The organism is uncultured Microbacterium sp. (assembly GCF_947632095.1).
In the GTDB taxonomy this organism is placed as follows: Bacteria; Actinomycetota; Actinomycetes; order Actinomycetales; family Microbacteriaceae; genus Microbacterium.
On record NZ_CANROA010000003.1, the window covers coordinates 1 to 23,710 of the forward strand.

At 68.3% G+C, this 23,710-nt stretch carries 22 protein-coding genes and 1 riboswitch; of the genes, 8 read left to right on the plus strand and 14 right to left on the minus strand.

All coding sequences use genetic code 11. The features are described from left to right. On the minus strand, positions 1-205 hold a 205-nt coding region (locus tag Q0Z66_RS01810), incomplete at its 3' end, for a DnaD domain protein (RefSeq protein WP_298037033.1). Positions 206-251: 46 nt separating this feature from the next. Here Q0Z66_RS01810 and Q0Z66_RS01815 point away from each other — a divergent pair. Next, complete coding sequence (locus Q0Z66_RS01815) at positions 252-791, plus strand: hypothetical protein (protein WP_298037035.1); 540 nt, start codon at positions 252-254, stop codon at positions 789-791. A gap of 24 nt (positions 792-815) precedes the next feature. Here Q0Z66_RS01815 and Q0Z66_RS01820 read toward each other — a convergent pair whose 3' ends face one another. Beyond that, complete coding sequence (locus tag Q0Z66_RS01820) at positions 816-1,274, minus strand: N-acetyltransferase (protein ID WP_298037038.1); 459 nt, start codon at positions 1,272-1,274, stop codon at positions 816-818. 119 nt (positions 1,275-1,393) lie between these two features. Between Q0Z66_RS01820 and Q0Z66_RS01825 the strand changes: the two genes are divergently transcribed. Beyond that, the gene (locus tag Q0Z66_RS01825) at positions 1,394-3,610 is read left to right on the plus strand and encodes an NADP-dependent isocitrate dehydrogenase (RefSeq protein ID WP_298037041.1); all 2,217 of its coding nucleotides are present in this window, start codon (positions 1,394-1,396) and stop codon (positions 3,608-3,610) included. Between the two features lie 137 nt (positions 3,611-3,747). Here the strand turns inward: Q0Z66_RS01825 and Q0Z66_RS01830 are convergent, their stop codons facing one another. Both Q0Z66_RS01830 and Q0Z66_RS01835 read right to left on the minus strand, forming a co-directional pair. Next, entirely contained in the window at positions 3,748-5,190 is a 1,443-nt protein-coding gene (locus Q0Z66_RS01830; protein ID WP_298037044.1) for a L,D-transpeptidase family protein, read from the minus strand. A 141-nt stretch (positions 5,191-5,331) separates the two neighbouring features. Further along, on the minus strand, positions 5,332-5,796 hold the full coding sequence (locus Q0Z66_RS01835; protein WP_298037046.1) for a hypothetical protein: 465 nt from the start codon (positions 5,794-5,796) through the stop codon (positions 5,332-5,334). A 203-nt stretch (positions 5,797-5,999) separates the two neighbouring features. Between Q0Z66_RS01835 and Q0Z66_RS01840 the strand changes: the two genes are divergently transcribed. From Q0Z66_RS01840 to nagB, 3 genes are read left to right on the plus strand one after another with little or no spacing between them, the layout of a single operon-like run. Then, positions 6,000-7,187: an ROK family transcriptional regulator gene (locus Q0Z66_RS01840; protein ID WP_298037049.1), complete on the plus strand. Its 1,188-nt coding sequence runs from the start codon at positions 6,000-6,002 to the stop codon at positions 7,185-7,187. Next, positions 7,187-8,158 (plus strand): ROK family protein, encoded by a 972-nt coding sequence (locus Q0Z66_RS01845; RefSeq protein WP_298037052.1) that lies wholly within the window; start codon positions 7,187-7,189, stop codon positions 8,156-8,158. The genes Q0Z66_RS01840 and Q0Z66_RS01845 overlap by 1 nt, the downstream gene beginning before the upstream one ends. Beyond that, on the plus strand, positions 8,151-8,930 hold the full coding sequence (gene nagB / locus Q0Z66_RS01850; protein ID WP_298037055.1) for a glucosamine-6-phosphate deaminase: 780 nt from the start codon (positions 8,151-8,153) through the stop codon (positions 8,928-8,930). Before Q0Z66_RS01845 ends, nagB begins: the two co-directional genes overlap by 8 nt. A gap of 59 nt (positions 8,931-8,989) precedes the next feature. Here the strand turns inward: nagB and Q0Z66_RS01855 are convergent, their stop codons facing one another. The 5 genes from Q0Z66_RS01855 to Q0Z66_RS01875 all read right to left on the minus strand — a co-directional run bounded on the left by Q0Z66_RS01855 (position 8,990) and on the right by Q0Z66_RS01875 (position 14,704). After that, positions 8,990-9,403, minus strand: a complete 414-nt coding sequence (locus tag Q0Z66_RS01855) for an NUDIX domain-containing protein (protein ID WP_298037058.1) — start codon at positions 9,401-9,403, stop codon at positions 8,990-8,992. A gap of 15 nt (positions 9,404-9,418) precedes the next feature. Continuing rightward, positions 9,419-9,790 (minus strand): YrdB family protein, encoded by a 372-nt coding sequence (locus Q0Z66_RS01860; protein ID WP_298037060.1) that lies wholly within the window; start codon positions 9,788-9,790, stop codon positions 9,419-9,421. Positions 9,791-9,821: 31 nt separating this feature from the next. Then, entirely contained in the window at positions 9,822-11,681 is a 1,860-nt protein-coding gene (locus Q0Z66_RS01865) for a sigma-70 family RNA polymerase sigma factor (RefSeq protein ID WP_298037063.1), read from the minus strand. Positions 11,682-12,059: 378 nt separating this feature from the next. Beyond that, positions 12,060-13,208 carry an N-acetylglucosamine-6-phosphate deacetylase gene (nagA, locus tag Q0Z66_RS01870; RefSeq protein WP_298037066.1) on the minus strand — a complete coding sequence of 383 codons (1,149 nt, stop codon included), beginning with the start codon at positions 13,206-13,208 and terminating at the stop codon, positions 12,060-12,062. Next, the gene (locus Q0Z66_RS01875; protein ID WP_298037068.1) at positions 13,208-14,704 is read right to left on the minus strand and encodes a beta-N-acetylhexosaminidase; all 1,497 of its coding nucleotides are present in this window, start codon (positions 14,702-14,704) and stop codon (positions 13,208-13,210) included. Before Q0Z66_RS01875 ends, nagA begins: the two co-directional genes overlap by 1 nt. 73 nt (positions 14,705-14,777) lie before the next feature. Next, a riboswitch (ZMP/ZTP riboswitch) is annotated at positions 14,778-14,861 on the plus strand. 40 nt (positions 14,862-14,901) lie between these two features. Between Q0Z66_RS01875 and glyA the strand changes: the two genes are divergently transcribed. Continuing rightward, positions 14,902-16,176, plus strand: coding sequence for a serine hydroxymethyltransferase (gene glyA / locus Q0Z66_RS01880; protein WP_298037070.1), 1,275 nt, complete (start codon positions 14,902-14,904; stop codon positions 16,174-16,176). Positions 16,177-16,287: 111 nt separating this feature from the next. After that, positions 16,288-17,169 carry a bifunctional methylenetetrahydrofolate dehydrogenase/methenyltetrahydrofolate cyclohydrolase gene (locus Q0Z66_RS01885; protein WP_298037073.1) on the plus strand — a complete coding sequence of 294 codons (882 nt, stop codon included), beginning with the start codon at positions 16,288-16,290 and terminating at the stop codon, positions 17,167-17,169. Positions 17,170-17,232: 63 nt separating this feature from the next. Here Q0Z66_RS01885 and Q0Z66_RS01890 read toward each other — a convergent pair whose 3' ends face one another. Then, entirely contained in the window at positions 17,233-17,961 is a 729-nt protein-coding gene (locus Q0Z66_RS01890) for a DUF6882 domain-containing protein (protein ID WP_298037074.1), read from the minus strand. A gap of 124 nt (positions 17,962-18,085) precedes the next feature. On the opposite strand from Q0Z66_RS01890, the gene Q0Z66_RS01895 reads away from it, so the two are divergent. Next, positions 18,086-19,411 (plus strand): TIGR00366 family protein, encoded by a 1,326-nt coding sequence (locus Q0Z66_RS01895; RefSeq protein WP_298037253.1) that lies wholly within the window; start codon positions 18,086-18,088, stop codon positions 19,409-19,411. 36 nt (positions 19,412-19,447) lie between these two features. Here the strand turns inward: Q0Z66_RS01895 and Q0Z66_RS01900 are convergent, their stop codons facing one another. The 4 genes from Q0Z66_RS01900 to hpaE are packed head-to-tail and all read right to left on the minus strand — an operon-like array spanning position 19,448 to position 23,700. After that, positions 19,448-20,257, minus strand: a complete 810-nt coding sequence (locus Q0Z66_RS01900) for an HpcH/HpaI aldolase/citrate lyase family protein (protein WP_298037075.1) — start codon at positions 20,255-20,257, stop codon at positions 19,448-19,450. Next, entirely contained in the window at positions 20,242-21,030 is a 789-nt protein-coding gene (locus Q0Z66_RS01905) for a fumarylacetoacetate hydrolase family protein (RefSeq protein ID WP_298037076.1), read from the minus strand. Before Q0Z66_RS01905 ends, Q0Z66_RS01900 begins: the two co-directional genes overlap by 16 nt. Next, positions 21,027-22,193, minus strand: a complete 1,167-nt coding sequence (hpaD, locus tag Q0Z66_RS01910) for a 3,4-dihydroxyphenylacetate 2,3-dioxygenase (protein WP_298037077.1) — start codon at positions 22,191-22,193, stop codon at positions 21,027-21,029. The genes Q0Z66_RS01905 and hpaD overlap by 4 nt, the downstream gene beginning before the upstream one ends. Before the next feature lie 10 nt (positions 22,194-22,203). Beyond that, a complete protein-coding gene (gene hpaE, locus Q0Z66_RS01915) occupies positions 22,204-23,700 on the minus strand; it encodes a 5-carboxymethyl-2-hydroxymuconate semialdehyde dehydrogenase (protein ID WP_298037078.1) in 1,497 nt (498 codons plus the stop codon). Positions 23,701-23,710: the final 10 nt, after the last annotated feature.

A 23,710-nucleotide genomic window follows, 5' to 3' on the forward strand; every position in this document is an offset into this window, starting at 1 on the left:
CGTGCCAGCTGCGCAGGATGCCGTTCACATAGCGCACGGTGCGGCAGTTCTCAGCGTGCAGCAGCGCTTCCTCCACCATATCAGCGCCGAAATGCCATTCCTCCTGCCAGCGGGCGATGGCGGACCGCCGTCGCGCGGTGAAGGCCGCGCGGGCCGAGCACGCGCGGGTCGCGGCGGAACGCACGGCGTCACGCGCTTCGAGCACCGATACCGCGCGCTCGCGGCGCGCCCTCAAACAGGCCGAGAGCGATGTGCGTGCGGCCGCGGCGGATGTGCGGGCCCGTCGCCTGGCGGTGACGGCAGCGCGGGAGGAGATTCCTGCCGCGGCCCAGAAGGATCGCTATCCCCTGACGCGTCTCATGCGCGCGCACGACGCCGTGCTCTCGCAGTGGATGGTCTATGAGACCGACCCAGCGATGCAGATCGCCTACCCGGCGATGAGCGACGGCAAGAACACCGATACGGCGGCGTTCTTCGCGGCGATGCGCGAGGCGCGCGATCGTCGTCCGGCCGGGGACGCGGCGGAAGCCGTGATCGATGTCTCCGCGTTCGGGGCGTATCGGGATGCGGTGCTCGGACTGGAGCGGGCGTTCGCCGTGGCCGAGCACTCCGCGCACGAACTGGCAGCCGGACGCGACCCCCATGCGACACCCCTCTGGCAGGACACGGCGCAGCAGGTCTTCTCCGCGTCCGTGCAGGCGCTCGATAAAGCGGCCGGTGCCGCAGCATCCGCCCTCGCCTCGTGGAACGCGCGACGCGGTGACAAGAACGACGACCAGGATCGGCGCTGAACCGGCCGGTATCCGCGTGGCCGGTCAGCCGTCGAGACGGATCTCGGCGATCACCTCGGCGTACTCGGTCTCGCCGACGGGCGTGAAGCCCACACGGTGGAAGAAGGCCTCGGGGCCGCCGTCACCGGCCTCGTAGATCACGTTGACGTGATTCATACCGCGCTTTCGCGCCTCATCGAGGAGCGCCTCGACGGCGAAGCGTCCGACGCCGCGGCCCTGATCGTCGGCGTCGACGTTGATGCGCCACAGCACCGACTGGAAGTGCTCCTCGGGCGCCTCGGGGTCGAAGCTCGCGCTCACGAATCCGACCACCTCATTGCGATCGAGCACGACGCGCTGCCACGACGTCTGAGGGTTGACCACGGTCGCTGCGATCCCGTAGGAGACCGGAGCGAGGTACTGCTCCTGCCCGGGCTTGAGCGACAGGTTGTTCACGGCGACGATCGTCGCGGCGGAGAGTTCGACCACACGCAGTTCCGACATGCCCCCAGGGTAACCTCTCGCGCGCTTCCGTGGTCGGAAAGATGTCGGAGAACGTCATCGGGGGCACTCAGGTATCTTGGTATCGAGACAAATTTGACTCGTGAACGGAGAATCCCGCGGTGACCGACGACGCAATCATCTACACCTACACGGACGAGGCGCCGGCACTCGCCACCGCTTCGCTCCTGCCGATCGTCCAGGCAATCGCCGGTACGGCAGGAATCGACATCGAGACCCGCGACATCTCGCTGGCCGGTCGCATCCTCGCCGCCTTCCCGCAGCGCCTGAGCGCCGAGCAGGGGGTTTCCGACGCCCTCGCCGAGCTGGGCGGTCTGGCCACGCTTCCCGAGGCCAACATCATCAAGCTGCCGAACATCTCGGCATCCATCCCGCAGCTCAAGGGCGCCATCGCCGAGCTCCAGGCGCAGGGCTACGACGTCCCCGACTTCCCCGACGAGCCCACCACGCTCGACGAGAAGGATGTGCGCGCCCGCTACGACCGCATCAAGGGCTCGGCCGTGAACCCGGTGCTGCGCGAGGGCAACAGCGACCGCCGCGCACCCCTGGCCGTGAAGAACTACGCCAAGAAGCACCCGCACCGCAACAAGCCCTTCGCCGAGGGCTCGAAGACGCGCGTCGCCACGATGGGCCACGACGACTTCAAGTCCAACGAGAAGAGCTGGGTCTCGCCCGGCGACGACGTGCTGACGATCCAGCACGTGGCCGCCGACGGCACGGTCACCGCGCTCAAGGAGAACCTTGCGGTCCTGCCCGGTGAGATCGTCGACGCGACGTTCCTGTCGGCATCCGCCCTCGACGCCTTCCTCGCCGAGACGATCGCCGCGGCGCAGTCCGAGGACGTGCTCTACTCGGTGCACCTCAAGGCGACCATGATGAAGGTCTCCGACCCGATCATCTTCGGCCACGTCGTGAAGGCCTTCTTCGCCGATGTGTTCGCCGAGCACGGTGCGGCGCTCGCCGCGGCCGGCCTCACCGCGAACGACGGCCTCGGCTCGATCCTCGCGGGTCTCGCCGACCTCGAGGGCGGCGAGAAGATCGCCGAGGCGTTCTTCCGTGCGATCCAGAACGGGCCGCGCCTGTCCTACGTCAACAGCGACAAGGGCATCACCAACCTGCACGTTCCCAGCGACGTCATCGTCGATGCGTCGATGCCGGCTCTCGTGCGCAACGGTGGCAAGCTCTGGGGCGCCGACGGCGGCGAGGACGACACGATCGCCGTCATCCCCGACTCCTCCTACGCGGGCGTCTACCAGGCCACGGTCGAGGACGTCATCGCGAACGGCCCGCTCGACCCCGCCACGATCGGCACCGTCCCGAACGTGGGCCTCATGGCTCAGGCCGCCGAGGAGTACGGCAGCCACGACAAGACGTTCGAGATCGCCGCGGCCGGCACCGTCCAGGTCGTCAACGCCGCCGGTGAGGTCGTCCTCTCGCACGACGTGCAGGCCGGAGACATCTGGCGCGGAACGCAGACCAAGGACGTCGCGATCCGCGACTGGGTGAAGCTCGCCGTCACGCGTGCCCGCGCCAGCGCCACCCCGGCCGTGTTCTGGCTCAACGAGGCCCGGTCGCACGACGCTGCGCTCATCGCCAAGGTGAACGAGTACCTGAAGGACCACGACACCGAGGGCCTGACGATCGAGATCCTCACGCCGGAAGATGCCACGCGCTTCTCGCTCGAGCGTCTGCGCCGCGGTGAAGACACCATCTCGGTCACCGGCAACGTGCTGCGCGACTATCTCACCGACCTGTTCCCGATCCTCGAGGTCGGCACGTCGGCGAAGATGCTCTCGATCGTCCCGCTGCTCGCCGGCGGAGGCCTGTTCGAGACGGGTGCCGGCGGATCGGCCCCGAAGCACGTGCAGCAGCTCGTCGAGGAGAACTACCTGCGCTGGGACTCGCTGGGCGAGTTCTTCGCCCTCGCCGCGTCGCTGGAACACTTCGCCGACCGCACGGGCAACGAGAAGGCGCGCGTCCTCGCTGAGACGCTGGATGCCGCGACGGGAACCTTCCTCGAGGAGGACCGCTCGCCGGGTCGCAAGCTCGGCACGATCGACAACCGCGGCAGCCACTTCTACCTGGGTCTGTACTGGGCGCAGGAACTGGCGAAGCAGACGAAGGACGCCGAGCTCGCGGCCGCCTTCGCCCCGATCTCCGCGGACCTCACGGCCAACGAGGAGAAGATCGTCTCCGAGCTCAACGGCGCACAGGGTGCGGCCGTCGAGATCGGCGGCTATTACCGCCCCGATGCGGCCAAGGTCGCAGCCATCATGCGCCCCTCGCAGACGTTGAACGGCATCATCGACGCCTTGTAAGCGCCCGAATCGGAGAGGGGGCGGATGCTGCGGCATCCGCCCCCTCTCTCGTGCGCCGACGGCGTCGCACTGCGCCGGAAACGGCGAATCGGCGTCCTCCCCTGAGGGAGAACGCCGATTCGGTGGTGGGGCGGGTGTTACCAGTGAACCGAGATCTCGGTTCCGACGGCGCTCCACCAGTAGACGTACTCGGCCTGCCACTCGGGCATGTTGACGCAGCCGTGGCTCATCTGATGGCCGAAGTTGTTGTGCCAGTAGGCGCCGTGGAAAGCGATGTCCGGGGCGAACCAGGTGTTCCACTTGACGTCCTCGGTGCGGTAATCCGCACCGATCATGTCCTGGATCGAGGTGTAGGCGAAGACCGTGAAGTTTCCGGTCGGCGTCGGTGTCGCCGGCAGGCCCGTGGAGACGAGCCAGGATTCGACGACCTTCTCGTTCTCGAAGAGGGTCACGGTCTGCGTCGACAGGTTCAGGTCGATGCGACGGAACAGCTCGGTGGTCTCGAATGCGGTCTCGGAGACGTCGAGGGCGTAGACGGCGTTGCCGGTCTCGAGCTGTTCGGCGAAAGCGGCCGCCGCGCCGGAGACATCGCCGAGCTCTCGGCCGGTGGCTCCCTCGGTGAGGGTGCGCAGATTCTCGCCGGCGGAGTTCGTGACGATCTCGGCGTCGACGGCGGCCCGGTTGATCTTCTCGGGCAGCGTGTCGACCACAGCCTGGATGGCGTCCTGATCGGCGGAGATCGTGATCTCGCCCTCATCGTCGACGATATCGATCCAGGTGGCGGCGACGGCCGCGCTGATCGGGACGGTGCGCTCCTCGCCGACGTAGAAGCCGATGGAGGCGAGCATGCCGTTGAGCTGCTCGGCGGCCGCGGTCGCCTCGTCGTTGCTGATGGCAGCGGGAGCTTCGGTGGCTTCGCCGGAGAAGCTCAGGGATGCTTCGCCATCCGCGACGGTCGAGGCCAGCGCGGTCGTCAGTGCGTCGATGTCGATGCCGGTACCGGCCTCGGCGGCGGTGGTGACATAGGTGCCGCTCGCCTCGTCGAAGACGACGGTCGCGTCGACGGCGTCTTCGAAGGCGGTCGGCAGGAGGCCGCGGAGCGCGTCGTTGGCGACCGTGTGGTCGAGGCTGATCTCGCCGGCGATCGGCTCGGGGCTCCAGTCGCCGATCTTCCACATGGGGTGGGCGCTGAAAGCATGGTCGGCGAGCGCGCGCGCATCGATGGATGCGCCGAGATCGGCGCCCGTGACGACCTGGTCGCCGCCGGCGCCGGTGAGCATGATCTCGGTGCCGGCGACGCGTGAGGCGACGACGTCGGCCGCGGCGGCGGGGGTGAGGCCGCCGACCGGGATGCCGGCGATGGTGGTCCCCGGGGCGATCAGCGTGACTGAGGCGACACCGGCCGCGACGGCGACGGCTGCGACGCCGAGGCCGATCCACAGGCCCGTGCGGCGCTTCTTCGGAGCCGGCTCGCGCGGTGCCCACTGCACCGGACGGTCCTCGTCATTCAGCGCCAGCGTCTCATTCGGCACAGGTGCCTCGGAACCGGAGGAAGCCGGTGCGTCGATGAGGTCAGTCACGAATTCACCCCCCGTGATTTCAATGCGACATGGTCCCTAATATCATACCGGCCGGCGGGTAACGGGGAGGCAACGGTTGGTCTGTGGATAAAAGCAGTGGGCCCCGGGCGCATCGCCCGGGGCCCACTCGAGGAGCGGCTATCAGCTGCAGAGCTCCTGCAGGGCCGTGGCCGACTCGGTCAGCTCGGTGGTGATGCCGGTCATGTCGGAGGCGGCGCTGAGGTCCTGGTCGACGACGACCTTCTGCAGGACATCGCTGAGAGCGACGAAGTTCTCGTGGACCGCGCTCGTGGCGGCCTTGACCTCGGGGTTCGAGACGTTCCCGACGGTCTCGCCGAGCGCGTCGACGAAGACGGCGAAGGAGTCGACGGTGCCCTGCGGGTCTTCCGCGGCAGTGGTCATGTCGAGGCTCGCGAGTTCCGAGCTGGCTTCCTGAAGCTCGGGGAGCACGATGCCGCAGGCATCGGCGACCGACTGGTTCGTGTCGACCTCGTCGGTCGAGCCCTTGAGGTCGTCCGTGGCCCCGTCGGTGGCCGGGCTGGAACAGCCCGCGAGTCCGAGGACGGCGATGGATGCGATGGCGAATGCTGCAATGCGACGGTTCATGTGATTTCCCCCTGTTGTGCGCACCGCGTGATGGCGCGGTTCCGGTCGGCGACAAGTCAAGCACATCACGAGCCGACGGCGTCATGGTCGTGCGGTAACCTCCTCTCACGGGCGCATGCGCCCGTGAGACGAAGCCTGAACGGGGGAGACATAAACCCTGCGGGCAGTTGCTAAATCTTCTTTCGTAAGGTCTACTAACAAACATGCCCGAAACAGGTGGGACACCTCAGAGCGAGCCGGTCGACTACACCGGCGGCGGTCAGCACGCCTTCGGGCCCGACCGCCACCTGCGATCGCGCACCAAGGTTCTCCCGGAGCAGGCACGCGCGCACAACCGCGCACTCGTGCTGCAGACCCTGTATCACGCAGGCTCCATGAGCCGGGCGGACCTCTCCCGGGAAACAGGGCTGACCCGAGTGACCATCTCGGATCTCGTCGCCGAGTTCATCGCCGACGGCATCATCGTCGAACTCGGCGTGCGAGAGACCTCGGGCCCCGGGAAACCGCCGATCCTCATCGACATCGATCGGCTGGGCCACCAGATCATCGGACTCGACCTCTCCGGCACCGATGTGTTCCGCGGCGCCGTGCTCAGTCTCGACGGAGATGTGATCGAAGCCCGCGAGATCGCCCGGCCGGAACGCGCCGACGGCACCGCCGTCTACGCGGCGGTCGTGCAGCTGAGCAGGGAGCTCATCGCGGCATCCACCACGACGCTCCTCGGCGTCGGCGTCGGAACGCCCGGCGTCGTGCGGCCCGACGGCATGGTGCTCAACGCGCCCAACCTCGGATGGGTGGACTTCCCCCTCGAATCACGACTCCACGACGACCTCGCGCTGCCCGTGCTCGTCCGCAACGACGCCAACGCCGCGGTGCTCGCCGAATACACCTTCGGGCGCGCCCGCGCGGACTTCATGCTCATCAAGATCGGCATCGGCGTCGGAGCGGGCCTCCTCTCCGACGCGCAGCCGATGCTCGGCGGCCGCTTCGCCGCCGGCGAGATCGGGCACGTCGCCGTCGGCACCGATGGCGGCCCCCGCTGCATCTGCGGGAACGAGGGGTGCCTGGAGGCCTGGCTGAGCGCCGCCCGACTGCGCGACGAGATCGGTGCTCGCCCCGACGACCGTGACGAGATCCTGCGCGACGCCGGCGCACGGATGGCGATCGCGATCGCGCCCATCATCGGCGCCCTCGACCTGTCGGAGATCGTGCTCTCCGGACCCGTCGACCTGCTGGAGGGCCCCTTCCTCGACGCCGCAGCGACGACGCTGCGCGAACGGACGAGCGGCGGCGCATTCGACGACGTCGTGATCCGCCTCACCGCGCAGGAGGACATCGTGCTGCGCGGCACCGCGGTCATGGTCCTCTCCGGCCAGCTGGGAGTCTCATAGTGGCATCCGCTCTTCCCGGCCGCGACAGCGGCCGACGTCTTCGCGTGGGTCTGGACATCGGCGGCACCAAGGTCGACGCCGTCGTCCTCGGCGACGATGACGAGATCATCGGTCGCGTGCGTCGCCCCTCCGCCTACGGCGACGACGGCGTCATCTCCGATGTGGTTGGCAGCGTCGATCAGCTGATGCGCGAGATCGGCCGGAGCGCGGCGGACGTCGCGAGCGTCGGCGTCGGAATCCCCGGACTCGTCGACACCGATAACGGCCGGGTGCTCCACGCCGTCAACCTCGGCGTCGAATCCCTCGATCTCTCCGCACGCACCGAGGGTGCTCTGGGCGCGCCCGTCATCGTCGAGAATGACGTCAAGGCCGCCACGCGTGGCGCGGCGGCGCTCAGCGGCATCGCCGAAGACGGCTCCATGGCGTACCTGAATCTCGGTACGGGAGTCGCCGCCGGCATCATCATCGGCGGCGAGATCTGGCGCGGCTCCGGCGGAATCGCCGGTGAAGTCGGCCACATCGCCGTCGACCCGCGCGGTCGGGTATGCGGATGCGGGCAGAGAGGATGCATCGAAACGTTCTGCGGGGGCGGGGCGCTCGCCCGCGCTTGGGCGCGGCCCGGCGAATACCCCGTGCTCGATATCCTCGACGCCGCCGACCACGGCGATGACGACGCGCTGATGCTCCGAGCAGGGCTGTTCCACGGCGCTGCCGCGGCCGTGCGCGTGCTCGTTCTCAGCGCCGATGTCGCCACGGTCGTCCTCGGCGGCGGACTCGCCTCTCTCGGCGACCGCCTCCTCGACGGCATCCGGGCCGCACTGCGCGCCGACGCCGCGAACTCACCGTTCCTGAGGTCACTGCACCTCGATGAGAGAATCGAACTGCTCCCGACCGGTTCACCCGCGGCCGCTCTCGGCGCCGCACTGGTCGGAGCGATCCCCCGGAAGAAGGAGAACGCCGTCCATGGCTGAAGTCGTCATCGTCGAGAGCCCCGCCGCCGCCGGCGCACTGGTCGCAGACCAGATCGCCCGCCTCATCGCAGGGCGCCCGGATGCTGTCCTGGGCCTCGCCACCGGCTCGACCCCGCTGCCGCTCTACCAGGCGCTGCAGACGCGTCTCGCCGACGTCGACGTCTCGCAGGTGCGCGGCTTCGCGCTCGACGAGTACGTCGGCATCGACATCGAGCACCCGGAGAGCTACCGCTCGGTCATCACCCGCGAGGTCGTCGAGCCGCTGGGCCTGGACCCCGAGCGCATTCGCGTCCCCAACGGATCCCTTGACGGGATCGAGCACGCCGGAGCCGACTACGAAGCGGCGATCGATGCCGCCGGCGGCATCGACCTGCAGATCCTCGGCATCGGAACCGACGGCCACATCGGCTTCAACGAGCAGGGCTCGTCGTTCGCCTCGCGCACGCGCATCAAGACGCTCACCGAGCAGACCCGCGCCGACAACGCGCGCTTCTTCGACTCGATCGATGATGTCCCCATGCACTGCATCACCCAGGGCCTCGGCACGATCCTGCGCGCCCGTCACCTCGTGCTGCTCGCCTTCGGCGAGGGCAAGGCTCAGGCCGTCGCGGAGGCCGTCGAAGGACCCGTCAGCGCGTTCTGCCCCGGTTCGGCCATCCAGCTGCACGAGCACGTGACCGTCGTCGTCGACGAGGCCGCGGCATCCCGCCTGAAGCTCGCGGACTACTACCGCCACAGCTATGCGAACAAGCCGGCCTGGCAGGGGCTCTGACCCCCACGGCATGATGGCATCGGCCCCGGAAGCGCTCTCGCATCCGGGGCCGATGCCGTTCAGGACTGGATCGTCACATGCGGCCAGGCGATCGGGAGCAGATGCTCGAGGCTGAGAGGGGCCAGCTCGAGTGTGCCCAGATCGGACGGCTCGATCCAGCGCAGCTCGGCGAGCTCCGCCTGCGCGGATACCGAATCCGCGGCGATCGTGAGCGCGAAGGCATCGGCGATGACACGGTGGCCGGGCTCGTTCGCCGCCGCGGAGATGAAGCGGCCGAGCGGCTCCAGCTGCGTCTCGTCGACGTGGAGGCCGAGCTCCTCGTCCAGCTCGCGGACGAGCGTCTGCGCGGGGTTCTCGCCCGGTTCGGGCTTGCCACCGGGCTGCATGAACGCCGTCGTGCCCTGCTTGCGGACCACGAGGATCCGGCCGGCGGAGTCATCGATGATGGCGGCGCTCACACGGATGTCAGGCACGCGTGAGCACCGTGGTCATCGCAGTGCCCGACGCCCGGCGATGAGACCGGCGGCCACCGCCACGACGGCGAAGCCAAGGCCGATCCACGCCTGCTCCATCGACCACCAGGCCAGGGTGACGCCCGCGTAGATCAGCAGTTCGACGGCTGCGCGCACGAACGGGTGCACGCGCAGCACCGGACGCGGCGAGAGGAAGAGGGCCCAGACGAGCAGCACCAGCAGCGGAGCGCCGATACCGAGGACGAGGTTCCAGGGAAGAGCCCACAGGGCAAAGCCCCACAGCGCCAGCGAGGCGATCGCGGCGATCAGAACGACGACACGGATGATGTCGAGCGGAGTGATGGTGGGACGGATGACGCCCGGTGTGGCGTCGGGTGCTTCGGACATGCCCCCAGTCTATTCTGCTGGGGCGGGTCGATCAGAGAGCCAACGAGTCCGCCAGCTGCCACAGGGTGGTTGCTGCCACAGGCGCGTCTGGGTGGTCGGAGTAGTGGAACGAGACTGTTGTGCTCGAAGAGAGAATCTGGAACAGAGAAGGTCGAAGGTCCAGGACGCCACTTCCGTTGTCATCGAGTGTGATGTCATCCGCGCCACCAGACTTGCCGTCGATCAGCGCATGAACCTTTTGTCCGGGCACTCCGCTCACGGCGACCTTGACGTGCGTCACCGTGCCGCTGAACGAAACCGTGACTTCTCCGGTTGTTAAGGCGTCATCGAGCGTTGGTGCTTCGGGGTCTGTAGCCTCATCATCATCGCCACCGGGTGCCGGAGTCTGCTCTTCGTCCTGCCCGCCGTCGCCGCTCGTATCGTCGTCGCCGTCTTCGTCGCCGGGAATGGGATCAGTCGGATCGGGTTCGGGCTCGGGACCCGGCTCGGGATCGGGGGCCGGCTCGGGATCGGCCTCGCCGCCGCCCGGGTTCTCGTCACCCGGGTCCTCGTCGTCGACGGGCGGAGGCGTGGGAGCAGGGCTGGGCGCGGGAGCCGGCGCGGACGGTTGCGGTGCGACCGGGAGCTCGGGAAGCGTCTCACGGTCGCTGTCGGCCGGGGGAGGGGGGAACGTCTGCTCGGGGGAATCCGGTGCGTCGGGGATGTTCGGCTCATCCTCCGGCATCTCAATCACGAGCGACTGGTCGGTTTGGATATCGGGATCGGGGACCACCTCGCTGGAGATCTCCGAGTCGCTCGCCTGGGCCGCGGATGACATCGATGACAGCGGGCTGGCCTCGGTGAATCCGGGCAGGACCACGGCCGCGGCGACGACACCGGCGACGACCAGCGCCGCGGAGCCAACACCGACGAGCGCCCCGATACCGCCCAGCGAACCACCGGAAGCGCCTCCGCCGGACGAACCTGCGGCACCTCCGGCACCGTTCCCCTCGGCGAATATCGCGATTCCCGCGGCACCTCCGGCCTCTCCGGCGACGACGGGACCCGCCACGACGGAGGACGGCATGGCCGCGAGCGCGACGATCGGCGCTCCGCCGCCCTGCAGGCTCGCGGTGTAGGCCGCAGCCCCCGAGACGCCGAGGACGAGGGGGAGCAGGACGAGAGCGAGGCGACTGGAGACGTCTTTCGCCTCGGCGGCGACGATCATGCACCGTGCACAGCTCTCGAGGTGCTCGTCGACGCGCTTGCCGTCGCGGGTGCTGAGGTTTCCGCGCGCGTGAGCCCCGAGGTGCTCGATGGTCCACTGGCACTCGGATCCTTCACCGGCGTTGCGCAGGTGCGCCTGGATCCAGTTCTCGCGCAGCCCTTCGCGGGCGCGGAAGGCGAGCTGCGAGACCGCGCCGGCCTTCATGCCGAGCAGCGGTGCGACCTCGGCGGGCTTCATCTGCTCGATCTCGGTGTACCAGAGCACTTCCTGCCAGCGGGTCGGCAGGCTGCGGAAGGCCTGCGCGGAGAGACCGCGGTCGAGGGCCTCCGTGGTGGCCTGATCGGTGGTTTCGGGGTCGGGAACGGTCTCGAGCTCGTCGATCGCGGTCTCGCGCCGTGCGCGCCCCCACGCGGCGGCGGTGTTGCGGATGCTGGTGAACAGGTAGGCGCGGAAGGAGCCGTTCGGGCCGCCACCCTTGAGCACCGCCTGGTAGATGCGGGTGTATGCCTCTTGGACGAGGTCATCGGCATCGATGCTCGACGTCACCGACCGTGCGACGACGATTCCCGAGGGGTAGTGGCGTCGCCACAGCTCGCCGAAAGCCGCCGTGTCTCCCGAGCGGGAGCGCAGGATCAGGTCGGCGTCAGATGTCGGTTCTGTACTGGTGAGTTCGTCGTTTTGCACTGGTGCCCGTCGATCGTGGGAGGCCGGGTGTGCTCCCACAGGAAGAGTTGCGCGCGGTGTCGGTCGTCATGCGCCCGAGCCATTCTCCCCCGAATCTTCCGTTGAGACCACCCCGACCGAGAGCCTGTGGACAACGGGGAAGAATTTTTCGGGTTTCGCGTAATGAATCGCGGTCATGGCCGTCTCATCAGTCAGAGACAACCACAAGAGCTCCACCGGGGGGAGGAGCTCGGGGCCGGCGAGAGCAGTGAATCATCGGCCGGGTGGGTCAGAAGCCTCGGGGGAGGAGTTGCTGATCCACCCGTTCTCATGCCGGAGGAGAGAAAGGGGCCGTTGCTGTGGGGAGCAACGGCCACCCTTCCTCCTCGCGCCGGTGGCTCAGTCCAGGCCGGAACCGGTCTGCACATGCGCCACGGTGAAATCGGCGCTGAGGATCACGGCATCCCCGAGGTATCCCTCGGCGAGGCGTCCGAGCCGGTCTCCCACGCCGATCGCACGCGCCGGCGTCTCGGTGAGGGCGCGCACCGCCTCGATGAGCGGGACGCCCGCGGCGACCGCGCGCTGAAGGGCGACGTCCTGCGTGAGAGTGGAACCGGCGATCGATCCCGTTTCATCCGTGCGGGCGATGCCATCGGTGACCGTGACCTTGACGGCGCCGAGGTCGTACTTGCCGTCTGCGCTGCCGGCGGCTGCCATCGCATCCGTCACCAGTGCGACGCGACCGGGAGCCGAATCGAAGAGCAGCTTGATGACGTACGGGTCCAGGTGCACGTTGTCGGCGATGCCCTCGAGGACCACCCGGTGATCGGCCGCAGCCGTGAGCACAGGGCCGGGGGCGCGGTGGTGGATGCCGGGCATGGCGTTGAACGCGTGCGTGAGGATGGTCGCACCGGCTTCGAACGCCTCCCGTGCCTGCGCGGCATCCGCGCTGGTGTGACCGACCGCGGCGGCGGCGCCGGCGGCGACGATCCGACGGATCGCCTCGAGCCCTCCGGGGAGCTCGGGGGCGAGGGTCACCTGACGGACCGTCCCGCGGCCGGCGTCGAGCAGCCGCTGCACGTCTTCGGCGACGGGGTGGCGCAGCAGGGTCGGTTCGTGGGCGCCCTTGCGCTCCGGTTCGAGGAACGGCCCTTCCAGATGAGAGCCGAGGATGTCGGCATCCGTCTGCATGAGGTCGGCGATCTCCGCGACGCGGCGCGCCAGGTCATCGACCGGCGCGGTCACCAGCGACAGCACGGAACGCGTCGTGCCGTGGGAACGGTGCATCGCACGGGCGGTGCGGATGGCATCCGTGCCGTCGTCGAATGCGGCACCGGCGCCGCCGTGCGCGTGGATGTCCACGAAGCCCGGAGTCAGAATCGCGCCGTCGCCAGCCAGCGCGGTCGCGTCGATCACCGTGTCGGCGTCGCTCCAGCTCGCACCGGTGCCGGTCGCGACGACGACGCCGTCGGCGAAGCGCACCCACGCATCGGGCGTCTCGACGCCATCCGTGATGAGTCGGGCGGAGTGGATCAGGGTCGTCGTCATCAGTTGCTCCAGTCGATCTCGGCGGGACGGTGCCCACCCCATCCTGCGGCATCCCAGACGGATGCCACGGCGCGCACGCGCGCGCGGAAGGACTCCCAGTCGCGGGATTCCTTCTGCGACCAGCCGATCTCCGCGATCGCCGCGGCCCGCGGGAACAGCAGCTGGTCGATGTCATCCGGCGTCTCGAGCGTCTCCGCCCACAGCGGGCCCTCCACGCCGAGCACGGCTGCTTCGGGCAGGCCGTCGACGATCGTGGTCGGCTCCCATCCGTATGCGGTCTCGAGGTCGATGAGGGCGGCCCAGTCGAGCCCGAGCGGGAAGTCCGCGTCGTACTTCTGGTCGAGGTATGCGGCATCCGACGGCGACATGACCACCGATCCGCCGCGCTCGGCGAACGCGCGCGTGATCCCGGCGACGCGCTCATCAGGGGACAGGCTGCTCCAGTACTGACCGATCGTGCCAGGCGCCACCGGGGCGGAACCCGCCTCGTGCCAGCCGACCGGCGTCTTGCCGAGGTCGGTGACGAGCGTCGTCACCCGGGCGATGAACGCATCGAAGTCGGCCTGCTCGGTGCCGTGCGCCTCGTCGCCGCCGATGTGCAGCAGGGGACCGGGCGTGAGGGCGGCGACCTCGCCGAGCACATCACGCAGGAACTCCCAGGTGGCCTCGTCGTGGATCTTGACCGACGAGTGACCCACGCCCCAGCCCGTGTACGGTTCGCCGGCGACCGGCAGTGCCTGATCGAGCTCGGCGGCCTGCGCGAGCAGCGCCTCGTTCATGACCGGCGCTTCCACGATCTCGGGGTAGGCGAGGCCGATCGCGTGCGTGTGGCCGGGCAGGTCGATCTCGGGGACGATCACGATGTGACGGGATGCTGCGTAGTCGACGATCTCTCGGAAGTCGTCCTGCGTGTAGAAGCCGCCGTCGCGGCCGGAGGCCGCGGTCGCGGAGGCGCGCTCGGTCAGCAGGGGGCGGCTGAGGATCTCGAGGCGCCAGCCCTGGTCGTCGGTGAGGTGCAGGTGCACGTGGTTGATCTTCATCGAGGCGGCGCGGTCGATGAACGCCTTGATCGTGTCGACGCCGAAGAACGTGCGCGCGACATCGAGCATGAGGCCGCGGTACGCGAAGCGCGGGGCATCCGCGATCGAGACGTGCGGCAGCGACCAGTCCTCGCCATCGCCGCTCAGCAGCTGACGCAGCGTCTGGACGCCATGGAAGACGCCCGCCGCGGATCCCGAGATGCGCACCCGATCATCGACGACGAGGTCATAGGCCTCACCCTCGGCGCCGGTGATCACCAGTTCGATATCGCCCGCGCTCGCCGCATCGATGACGACCTCGAGGATCAGTCCGGTGCGCGCGGCGATCGCCTCGCGGAGGACGGATGCCGTGGCATCCGATGCGTCGCCCGCAAGGATTCGGGATGCCGAAGTCAGGGCGAGGGTGCCCGGGAACTCCGTGACGGACGCGGGAAGCGGAACAACAGGAAAGACCATGAACAAAATGTATCGCGCGCAACGCCGCCGCGGCAGGGCGACGAGATTCGGCGCCGCACGAATTCCGCTATGCTCGACCTGTCGCGACTGGCGTCTGGGTGGGTCACCACCGGGGAGCGACCGTTACGGAATTCGACCGCGCGCCTGGGCCGATGACATCCCCCGATGCATTTCATTCCGCAACGAAAGAGGACGACATGACCGATCCGTACTTCACCGCCCCGCTCTCCGAGGTCGACCCCGAGATCGCCGAGGTCCTCGACCGCGAGCTGAACCGTCAGCGCACGTTCCTCGAGATGATCGCCTCCGAGAACTTCGTTCCCGTCTCCGTGCTGCAGTCGCAGGGCTCCGTGCTCACGAACAAGTACGCCGAGGGCTACCCGGGCCGCCGCTACTACGGCGGCTGCGAAGAGGTCGACGTCGCCGAGTCCCTCGCCATCGAGCGGGTCAAGAGCCTGTTCGGCGCCGGCTTCGCCAACGTGCAGCCCCACTCCGGAGCATCCGCCAACGCCGCCGTCCTGCACGCCATCGCGCGCCCCGGCGACACGCTCCTCGGCCTCTCGCTCGACCACGGCGGCCACCTCACCCACGGAATGAAGATCAACTTCTCCGGCCGTCTCTACGACATCGTCGCCTATGGCGTCGACCCCGAGACCTCGCTCGTCGACATGGACGAGGTCCGTCGCCTCGCCCTCGAGCACAAGCCGAAGGTCATCATCGCCGGCTGGTCGGCGTACCCGCGTCAGCTCGACTTCGCGAAGTTCCGCGAGATCGCCGACGAGGTCGGCGCCCTCCTCTGGGTCGACATGGCGCACTTCGCGGGCCTCGTCGCCGCGGGCCTGCACCCGAACCCCGTGCCGCATGCGCACGTCGTCTCCTCGACCGTGCACAAGACCATCGGCGGCCCCCGCTCGGGCTTCATCCTCTCCAACGACGCCGACATCGCGAAGAAGATCAACTCGGCCGTCTTCCCGGGCCAGCAGGGCGGGCCCCTCATGCACGTGATCGCCGCGAAGGCGACCGCGTTCAAGATCGCCGCAACGCCCGAGTTCGCGGAGCGGCAGGAGCGCGTTCTGCGCGGCGCCTCGATCCTCGCCGACCGCCTCACCCAGCAGGACGTCGCGGACGCCGGCATCACGGTGCGCTCGGGCGGCACCGACGTCCACCTCGTACTCGTCGACCTCCGTAACGCCGAGATCGACGGCAAGCAGGCAGAAGACCTGCTGCACGACATCCACATCACCGTCAACCGCAACGCGGTCCCCAACGACCCGCGTCCGCCGATGGTGACCTCGGGCCTGCGCATCGGCACCCCGGCGCTCGCCACCCGCGGATTCGGCGATGCCGAGTTCACCGAGGTCGCCGATGTCATCGCCCTGGCGCTGCAGCCCGGTGCCGACGTCGAGGCGCTGCGCGCCCGTGTCGACGCGCTCGCCGCAGCGTTCCCGCTGTACCCCGAGCTGCAGCAGTAAGCACCGGCATCCGCCATTCGGCACTTCGAGACGGGAGTTCCCGCTCGAGACAGGACGGCCTCGTCCCGCCTCGTCCGGAACTCCCGTCCCACCGACGAACAGGAACATGACATGACCGCGAAGGTCCTCGACGGCAAGGCCGCTTCGGCGGCGATCAAGGACGAGCTCGCCGAGCGCGTCGCAGCGCTCAAGGCGAAGGGCATCACGCCCGGCATCGCCACGGTGCTCGTCGGCGCCGACCCGGCATCCCAGCTGTACGTCGGCATGAAGCACCGGCAGTCCGAGGCGATCGGCATGAACTCGATCCAGCGCGAGCTGCCCGCCGATGCCACGCAGGAGGAGGTCGAGGCGCTGATCGACGAGCTCAACGCGGATGACACCTGCCACGGCTACATCGTGCAGCTGCCGCTGCCGAAGCACATCGACACCGATCGCATCCTCGAGCGCATCGATCCGGCGAAGGATGCCGATGGCCTGCACCCGACGAACCTCGGCCGTCTCGTGCTGAACGTGAACAGCCCGATCGAGACTCCGCTGCCGTGCACGCCGCGCGGCGTCATCGAACTGCTCGTGCGCAACGGCTACGACCTGAACGGCAAGCACGTCGTCGTCGTCGGCCGCGGCGTGACGATCGGACGCCCGATGGGTCTGCTGCTGACCCGTCGCGATGTGAACGCGACCGTCACCCAGGTGCACACCGGCACTCCCGAGATGGGCCCCTACCTGCGCCAGGCCGACGTCATCGTCGCCGGCGCCGGTGTGAAGCATCTCATCCGCGCGGAAGACGTGAAGCCCGGCGCAGCCGTGCTCGACGTCGGCGTCACGCGCGAGACCGACCCCGAGACCGGTAAGAGCAAGGTCTACGGAGACGTGCACCCCGAGGTTGCCGAGGTCGCGGGCTTCGTGTCGCCGAACCCGGGCGGCGTCGGCCCCATGACCGTCGCGCTTCTCATGACGAACGTCGTCGAGACCGCGGAGCGTCTCGTCCGCTGACGACGCTGTCACGACGAAGCCCCCGCGCATCTGCACGGGGGCTTCGTCGTTCATCCGGCGGTATCAGCCGCCCAGCTGACTCTCGACGCCGATGATGCGCGCGTGCTCGTCGAAGCGGAACGTGGCCGTGCCCGAGGCATCCGACACCATCGCCGCGCTGAAGGCCTCATCGACCCACTGCAGATTCCACCCGGCCAGGCGGGCCGCATCCCACAGCGCCGAGCGGGCATCCGTCAGCGTGAGCGCCGGCAGCAGACGCGGGGTCGCGATGACGGCATCCGCCACCGTCGTCGGGGGGATCGGAGCGTCAAGAAGGAAGACAGCACGGGTGCCGCCGCCGACCGGAGCCGAGAAATGGGGGGAGCGGCCGGTGATCTCCGTCGCGATCGTGCCGATCTGCTCGGCCGTGCGCAGGATCCAGGCGTCGAGCTTCTCGCCGTCGGCGGGAGCGTCCTCGGGGAACGCGAGCTCGGGCTGCGCCAGATCGGTCAGCTCGTACTGCGTTCCGTAATCGCGCAGCTGCCCGGCGACACCCGACGGGTCGCCCTGCGGGTGCGCCCACGCCCACAGCATCGAACGCGGTCCCGGTGCGATCGTCGCGATGAGGGTCGGCTTCGTCACCACCTGGTGCGAGGAATCGTCGGATGCCGTGAACGTCAGTGTGCCCGCGCCCAGATCGGCATCCCAGCGGTGATCGCCCAGCGCGTTGACGGCCGTGGCCAGCGCGTCCTGACGATAAGCGGCGAAGAGGGAGGCGCGCTCGGCGAGCGGCTGAAGAGCGGCGAAGGTCATGCCTCCAGTCTGGCCGGAGAACCTATGATCGCGCCACTTGCGGCTAGGGTGAGGCCGAAACGACCACCGGACAAAGGAGTTCACCGTGTCGCAGACACAGGAATCACGCCGTCCCCGCGGCTTGATGCGCCCCATCAACCGCTTCCTCGAGCGGTGGATCCCCTCGGCGCTGACCTTCGCGATCGTCTTGACGCTGATCGTCGCAGTGCTCGCGATGACTCTCACGCGCACGAGTCCGGTCGATGTCGTCCTGGGATGGGGCGATGGTCTTGCGGGCCTGCTCGCCTTCATGACCCAGATGTGCCTGATTCTGCTGCTGGGGTACATGCTCGCGAACACGCGGCCCGTGCAGAAACTGCTCCGGCGCCTGGCCCGCGTCCCGCGCACCGCGGGCTTCGCCTACGTCTTCGTCTTCGTGATCGCGGCGGTCGCGAGCCTCATCACATGGGGACTCGGTCTGATCGTGGGGACCCTCCTCGCGCGCGAGATCGCGGTCGAGGCGCGCAAGAGGGGCCTGAAAGTGCATTTCCCCCTGCTCGTCGCCTCGGGGTACTCCGGTTTCGTCGTCTGGCACATGGGGTATTCGGGATCGGGTCCGCTGACAGCCGCGACGCCGGATTCCTTCCTCGCCCCGAGCCTCGGCGGTGAAGTCCTCCCCATCTCGGAGACGACGTTCTCGACGTGGAACATGCTCGCTGCGCTCGCGGTCATCGTGGTCGTCGCGGTGCTGATGTTCCTCGTGCGCCCCAAGCAGAACGACCCGGTCTACGAACTGCCCGATCGCGTCGGATCGGAGGAGGTCGACGAGTACGACGACGAGGTCGTCACCCCGGCCGATCGCATCGACGCCTCCCGCATCCTGACACTCATCGTGGGCATCGGGCTGGCGATCTACCTGGTCGTCCACTTCGTACGCGGCGGCACGCTGACGCTCGACATCGTGAACTGGTCGTTCCTCGCCCTCATCCTCCTGCTGGTGCGCAACCCGTTCGAGCTGATCCACCTCACCAAGAAAGCCGCATCGAACGTCGGAGAGATCCTGCTGCAGTTCCCGTTGTACGCCGGAATCCTCGGCATCATGAGCAGCTCCGGCCTGATCCAGCTGTTCTCGGACGCATTCGTCTCGATCGCGACGCCGATGACGTTCGGGGTGCTCGCTCTGCTCTCGGCGGGCATCGTCAACTTCTTCGTCCCGTCGGGCGGCGGGCAGTTCGCTGTTCAGGGGCCGATCATGCTCGACGCGGCGAACCAGCTCGGCGTCGACCCGTCGATCGCGGTTATGGCCGTCGCGTACGGCGATCAGTGGACGAACATGATCCAGCCGTTCTGGGCGCTGCCAGTGCTCGCGATCGCCGGGCTGAAGATGCGTGACATCCTGGGATACACCTTCATCACGATGCTCGGATCGGGCGTCGTGATGGCCGCGGCACTGTTCATCGTGAGCCTGTGACTGCAGCGGTGCCGGCCCGGTGACGGGCCGACACCGTCAGTACCCCGCGCGGCCCGGATCCTCGGCCTCGGGAATCCACTCCGCGGCCAGACGCTCCGTGGAGCGGGCGAGGAGCGATACGTCGGCGGCGACCAGCACGAAGTGCGCACCGGCCTCGAGGTAGCGTCGTGCGGTCGCGGGGGAGAACGCGTTCACACCCACCGGCTTCCCGGCGGCGCGCACCGCCGCGATCGTCCGCTCGACCGCGGCGATGACATCCGAATGCTCCTGCTGGCCCAGCAGGCCCAGGGATGCCGCGAGATCGCTCGGCCCGATGAAAACAGCGTCCACGCCGTCGACCTCGGCGATCCGCTGGGCGTTGCGCACCCCGGCATCCGATTCGATCTGCACGGTGAGGGACGTGATCTCATGTGCACGCCGCAGATAGCCGTCGATGCGGTTGAACTGCGCCGCGCGCGCCAGTGCGCTGCCGACGCCGCGCACTCCGAGCGGGGGATATCGGGTGGCGGCGACCGCCCGGGCCGCCTCCTCGGCCGTGTTCACCATGGGCACGAGGATGTTCTGCGCCCCCACGTCGAGGAACTGCTTGATCAGCACCGTGTCGTTGGCCGGCACCCGCAGCACGGGCGTGATCGGGTACGGGGCGGCGGCCTGCAGCAGGGCGAGCGCCGACTCCGGAGTCACCGGGCTGTGCTCCCCATCGATGAGTGCCCAATCCAGTCCGGAACCCGCCACGATCTCCGCGACGAGCGGACTGCCGGAGCAGATCCATGCGCCGACGAGAGGCCGACCCGCTTCGCGCAGACGCTCCCGGAACGACGGTGCCGGCTCTAGACGAAACGACACGTGATCACCCCCATCTCGCGGTAGTCGCACCGCACCTCGTCACCCTTGTGCACCCACATCGGTCGCGTGAAGGAACCCGCGAGGATGATCTCCCCGGCCTCCAGCCGCGCCCCGTGCTGATGGAATTTGTTCGCGAGCCATGCCACACCGGTCGCCGGATGCCCGAGCACCCCGGCCGCGACACCGGTCTCCTTGATCTCGCCGTTGCGTGAGAGCACCCCGGGCACCCAGCGCAGATCGATCTCATCCGGGCGCATCCGCACATCGCCGAGAACCATCGCACCGTACGCTGCGTTGTCGCTGATGGTGTCGACGATCGTGCGTCCCTCCAACTCGATGTGCGAGTTCAGGACTTCCAGGGCCGGAACGGCGTAGTCGATCGCCGCCAGAGCATCATCGAGCGTGCAATCCGGGCCCTCCAGCGGCGCCCTCAGGACGAAGGCGAGCTCCACCTCGATGCGCACATTGGAGAAGTCGTCGAACGGGATCTCGGCGCCCGATGCATAGACGGTGTCATCGAACATGACCCCGTAGTCCGGCTCGCTGATTCCGGTCGCCTGCTGCATCGCCTTCGACGTCAGCCCGATCTTGCGGCCCACCAGGGTGCGCCCCGCAGCGAGGTTCTTATCGCGCCATATGGCCTGGATCGCATACGAGTCCTCGATCGTGGCATCCGGGAAACGAGCCGTGATCCGCGGGATCACCCCGTGTGCTCGGTCGGCCTCGGCGAGCTCGGAAGCGATCCGCTCGCGCTGCTCGGCGGTGAGCGTCACAGCTGATGCCCGAGTTTGTACTCGCCCTGCTTGTACTCCGGTATCGACTCCTCGCCCTCGTCGCGGCGCGTGTAGGAGAAGCCGTCCGCGCCGATCGTGACGGCCATCTCGCTGTCATCGGTGCGGGCGATGACGGGCTGCGGGTTTCCGTCGAGATCGAGCACGAGCGAGGCATCCGTGTACCAGGAGGGGACCACGGGGTTGCCCCACCAGTCGCGGCGCTGATTGTCGTGCACATCCCACGTGACGACGGGGTTATCGGGGTCGCCGGTGTAGTAGTCCTGGGTGTACACCTCGACGCGGTGCCCGTCGGGGTCGCGCAGATACAGGTAGAAGGCGTTCGAGACGCCGTGGCGGCCGGGGCCGCGCTCGATGGCATCCGACCGGCGCAGTGCGCCGAGCTTGTCGCAGATCGCGAGGATGTTGTGCTTCTCGTGCGTCGCGAAGCACACATGATGCATGCGCGGGCCGTCGCCGCCCGTCATGGCTGTGTCGTGCACGGTGGGCTTGCGGCGCATCCACGCGGCGTACACCGTGCCCTCCTCATCCTGGATGTCCTCCGTGACGCGGAAGCCGAGATCCTGCATGTGCTTCACGGCACGCGGAACATCGGGAGTCACCTGGTTGAAGTGATCGAGGCGCACGAGCTCGCCCGGAATGTGCAGGTCGTACCGCCAGGACATCCGCTCGACGTGCTCGGCCTGGTAGAAGAACTCGTAGGGGAATCCGAGGGGATCGACGACGCGCACCGAATCCCCGATGCCGGTGACGAAGCCGTCGCTCCTGCGGCGCACATCGCAGCCGAGCTCGGTGTAGAACGCGACGGCGCGGTCGAGGTCCTCGGGGGTGCGCACACGATAGGAGAAGGCGGCCACCGCGGCGACGGGGCCCTTGCGCAGCACGAGGTTGTGGTGGATGAACTCCTCGGTAGAGCGCAGGTAGATCGACTCGTCGTCCTCGGCCGTGACGTACAGGCCGAGCACGTCGACGTAGAACTGACGGGATGCCGCGAGGTCGGTGACCACGAGCTCCATATACGCGCAGCGCAGGATGTCGGGCGGCGAGGCCTGCGGAGTGGCGATCGGATTGTCGGTCTGGATCGGCGCCTCCTGGCTCACGTAGTAACCGGAGGAGGTCAGGGTCATGTCTTCACGGTTCGTCATGTCAGCGTCCTCACTGCTTTCCGAAAACGGGGTTGTGGACCTCGCCGAGATTGATGTGCACGGCCTGCTGGTCGGTGTAGAAATCGATCGAACGGTAGCCGCCCTCGTGGCCGAGGCCGGAGGCCTTGACCCCTCCGAACGGGGTGCGCAGATCCCGCACATTGTTGGAGTTCAGCCAGACCATTCCGGCCTCGACCGCGGCGGCGAAGTTGTGCGCGCGCTTGAGATCGTTCGTCCAGATGTACGCAGCAAGCCCATAGCGGGTGTTGTTCGCCAGAGCCAGGGCCTCGGCATCATCATCGAACGGCGTGATCGCGACGACCGGCCCGAAGATCTCCTCCTGGAAGATCCGCGCCTCGGGGGACACATCGGCGAACACGGTCGGGGCGACGAAGTTCCCGGTCTCGAAACCCTCCGGGCGGCCGCCGCCGGCGACGAGGCGCCCCTCGCTCCTGCCGATCTCGACGTAGCTCATGACCTTCTCGTAGTGCTCCGGGTGCACGAGAGCGCCGACCTCGGTGGCGGGGTCGTTCGGATAGCCGACCTTCACGCGCTTCGCCTGCGCCGCGTAGCGCTCGACGAACTCCTCGTAGATCGAGCGCTCGACAAGAATGCGGGATCCCGCGGTGCAGCGCTCGCCGTTGAGGGAGAACACTCCGAAGACGGTCGCGTTGATCGCGGCATCCAGGTCGGCGTCGGCGAAGACGACGGCGGGGGACTTCCCGCCCAGCTCCATCGACAGTCCCTTGAGGTGCGGGGCGGCATTGCCGAAGATGATCTGCCCGGTGCGGCTCTCGCCCGTGAACGAGATGAGCGGGACATCCGGATGCTTCACCAGCGCATCGCCGGCATCTTCGCCGAGTCCGTTGACGAGGTTGAAGACGCCCTTCGGCAGCCCCGCCTCTTCGAAGATGCCCGCCCACAGCGAAGCCGACAGGGGAGTGAACTCCGCCGGCTTCAGGACGACGGTGTTTCCGGTCGCGAGCGCGGGGCCGAGCTTCCACGACTCGAGCATGAACGGGGTGTTCCACGGGGTGATGAGGCCCGCGACGCCGATCGGCTTGCGATTGACGTAGTTGATCTGGCGGCCGGGAACCTTGTAGGTGTCATCGGCCTGCGCGACGATCAGATCGGCGAAGAAGCGGAAGTTCTCCGCCGCACGTCGCGCCTGGCCGAGGGCCTGCGTGATCGGCAGGCCCGAGTCGAAGGACTCCAGCTCCGCCAGACGTGCATCGCGGGACTCGACGATGTCGGCGATGCGGTGCAGCACGCGCGATCGCTCACGCGGCAGCATCTTCGGCCACGGCCCCTCGTCGAAGGCGCGCTTGGCCGCGGCGACGGCGCGGTCGATGTCGGCCTTCTTGCCGGCGGCGGCCGTCGTGTAGGTGTCGTTCGTGACGGGGTCGAGCACATCGAAGACATCGCCATCGGTCGAATCGACGAATTCGCCATCGATGTAGTGCCGGATGCGGTCCGGCAGGTCGTGCGGGATGCGGTTATCGGTCATGATTCCTCCG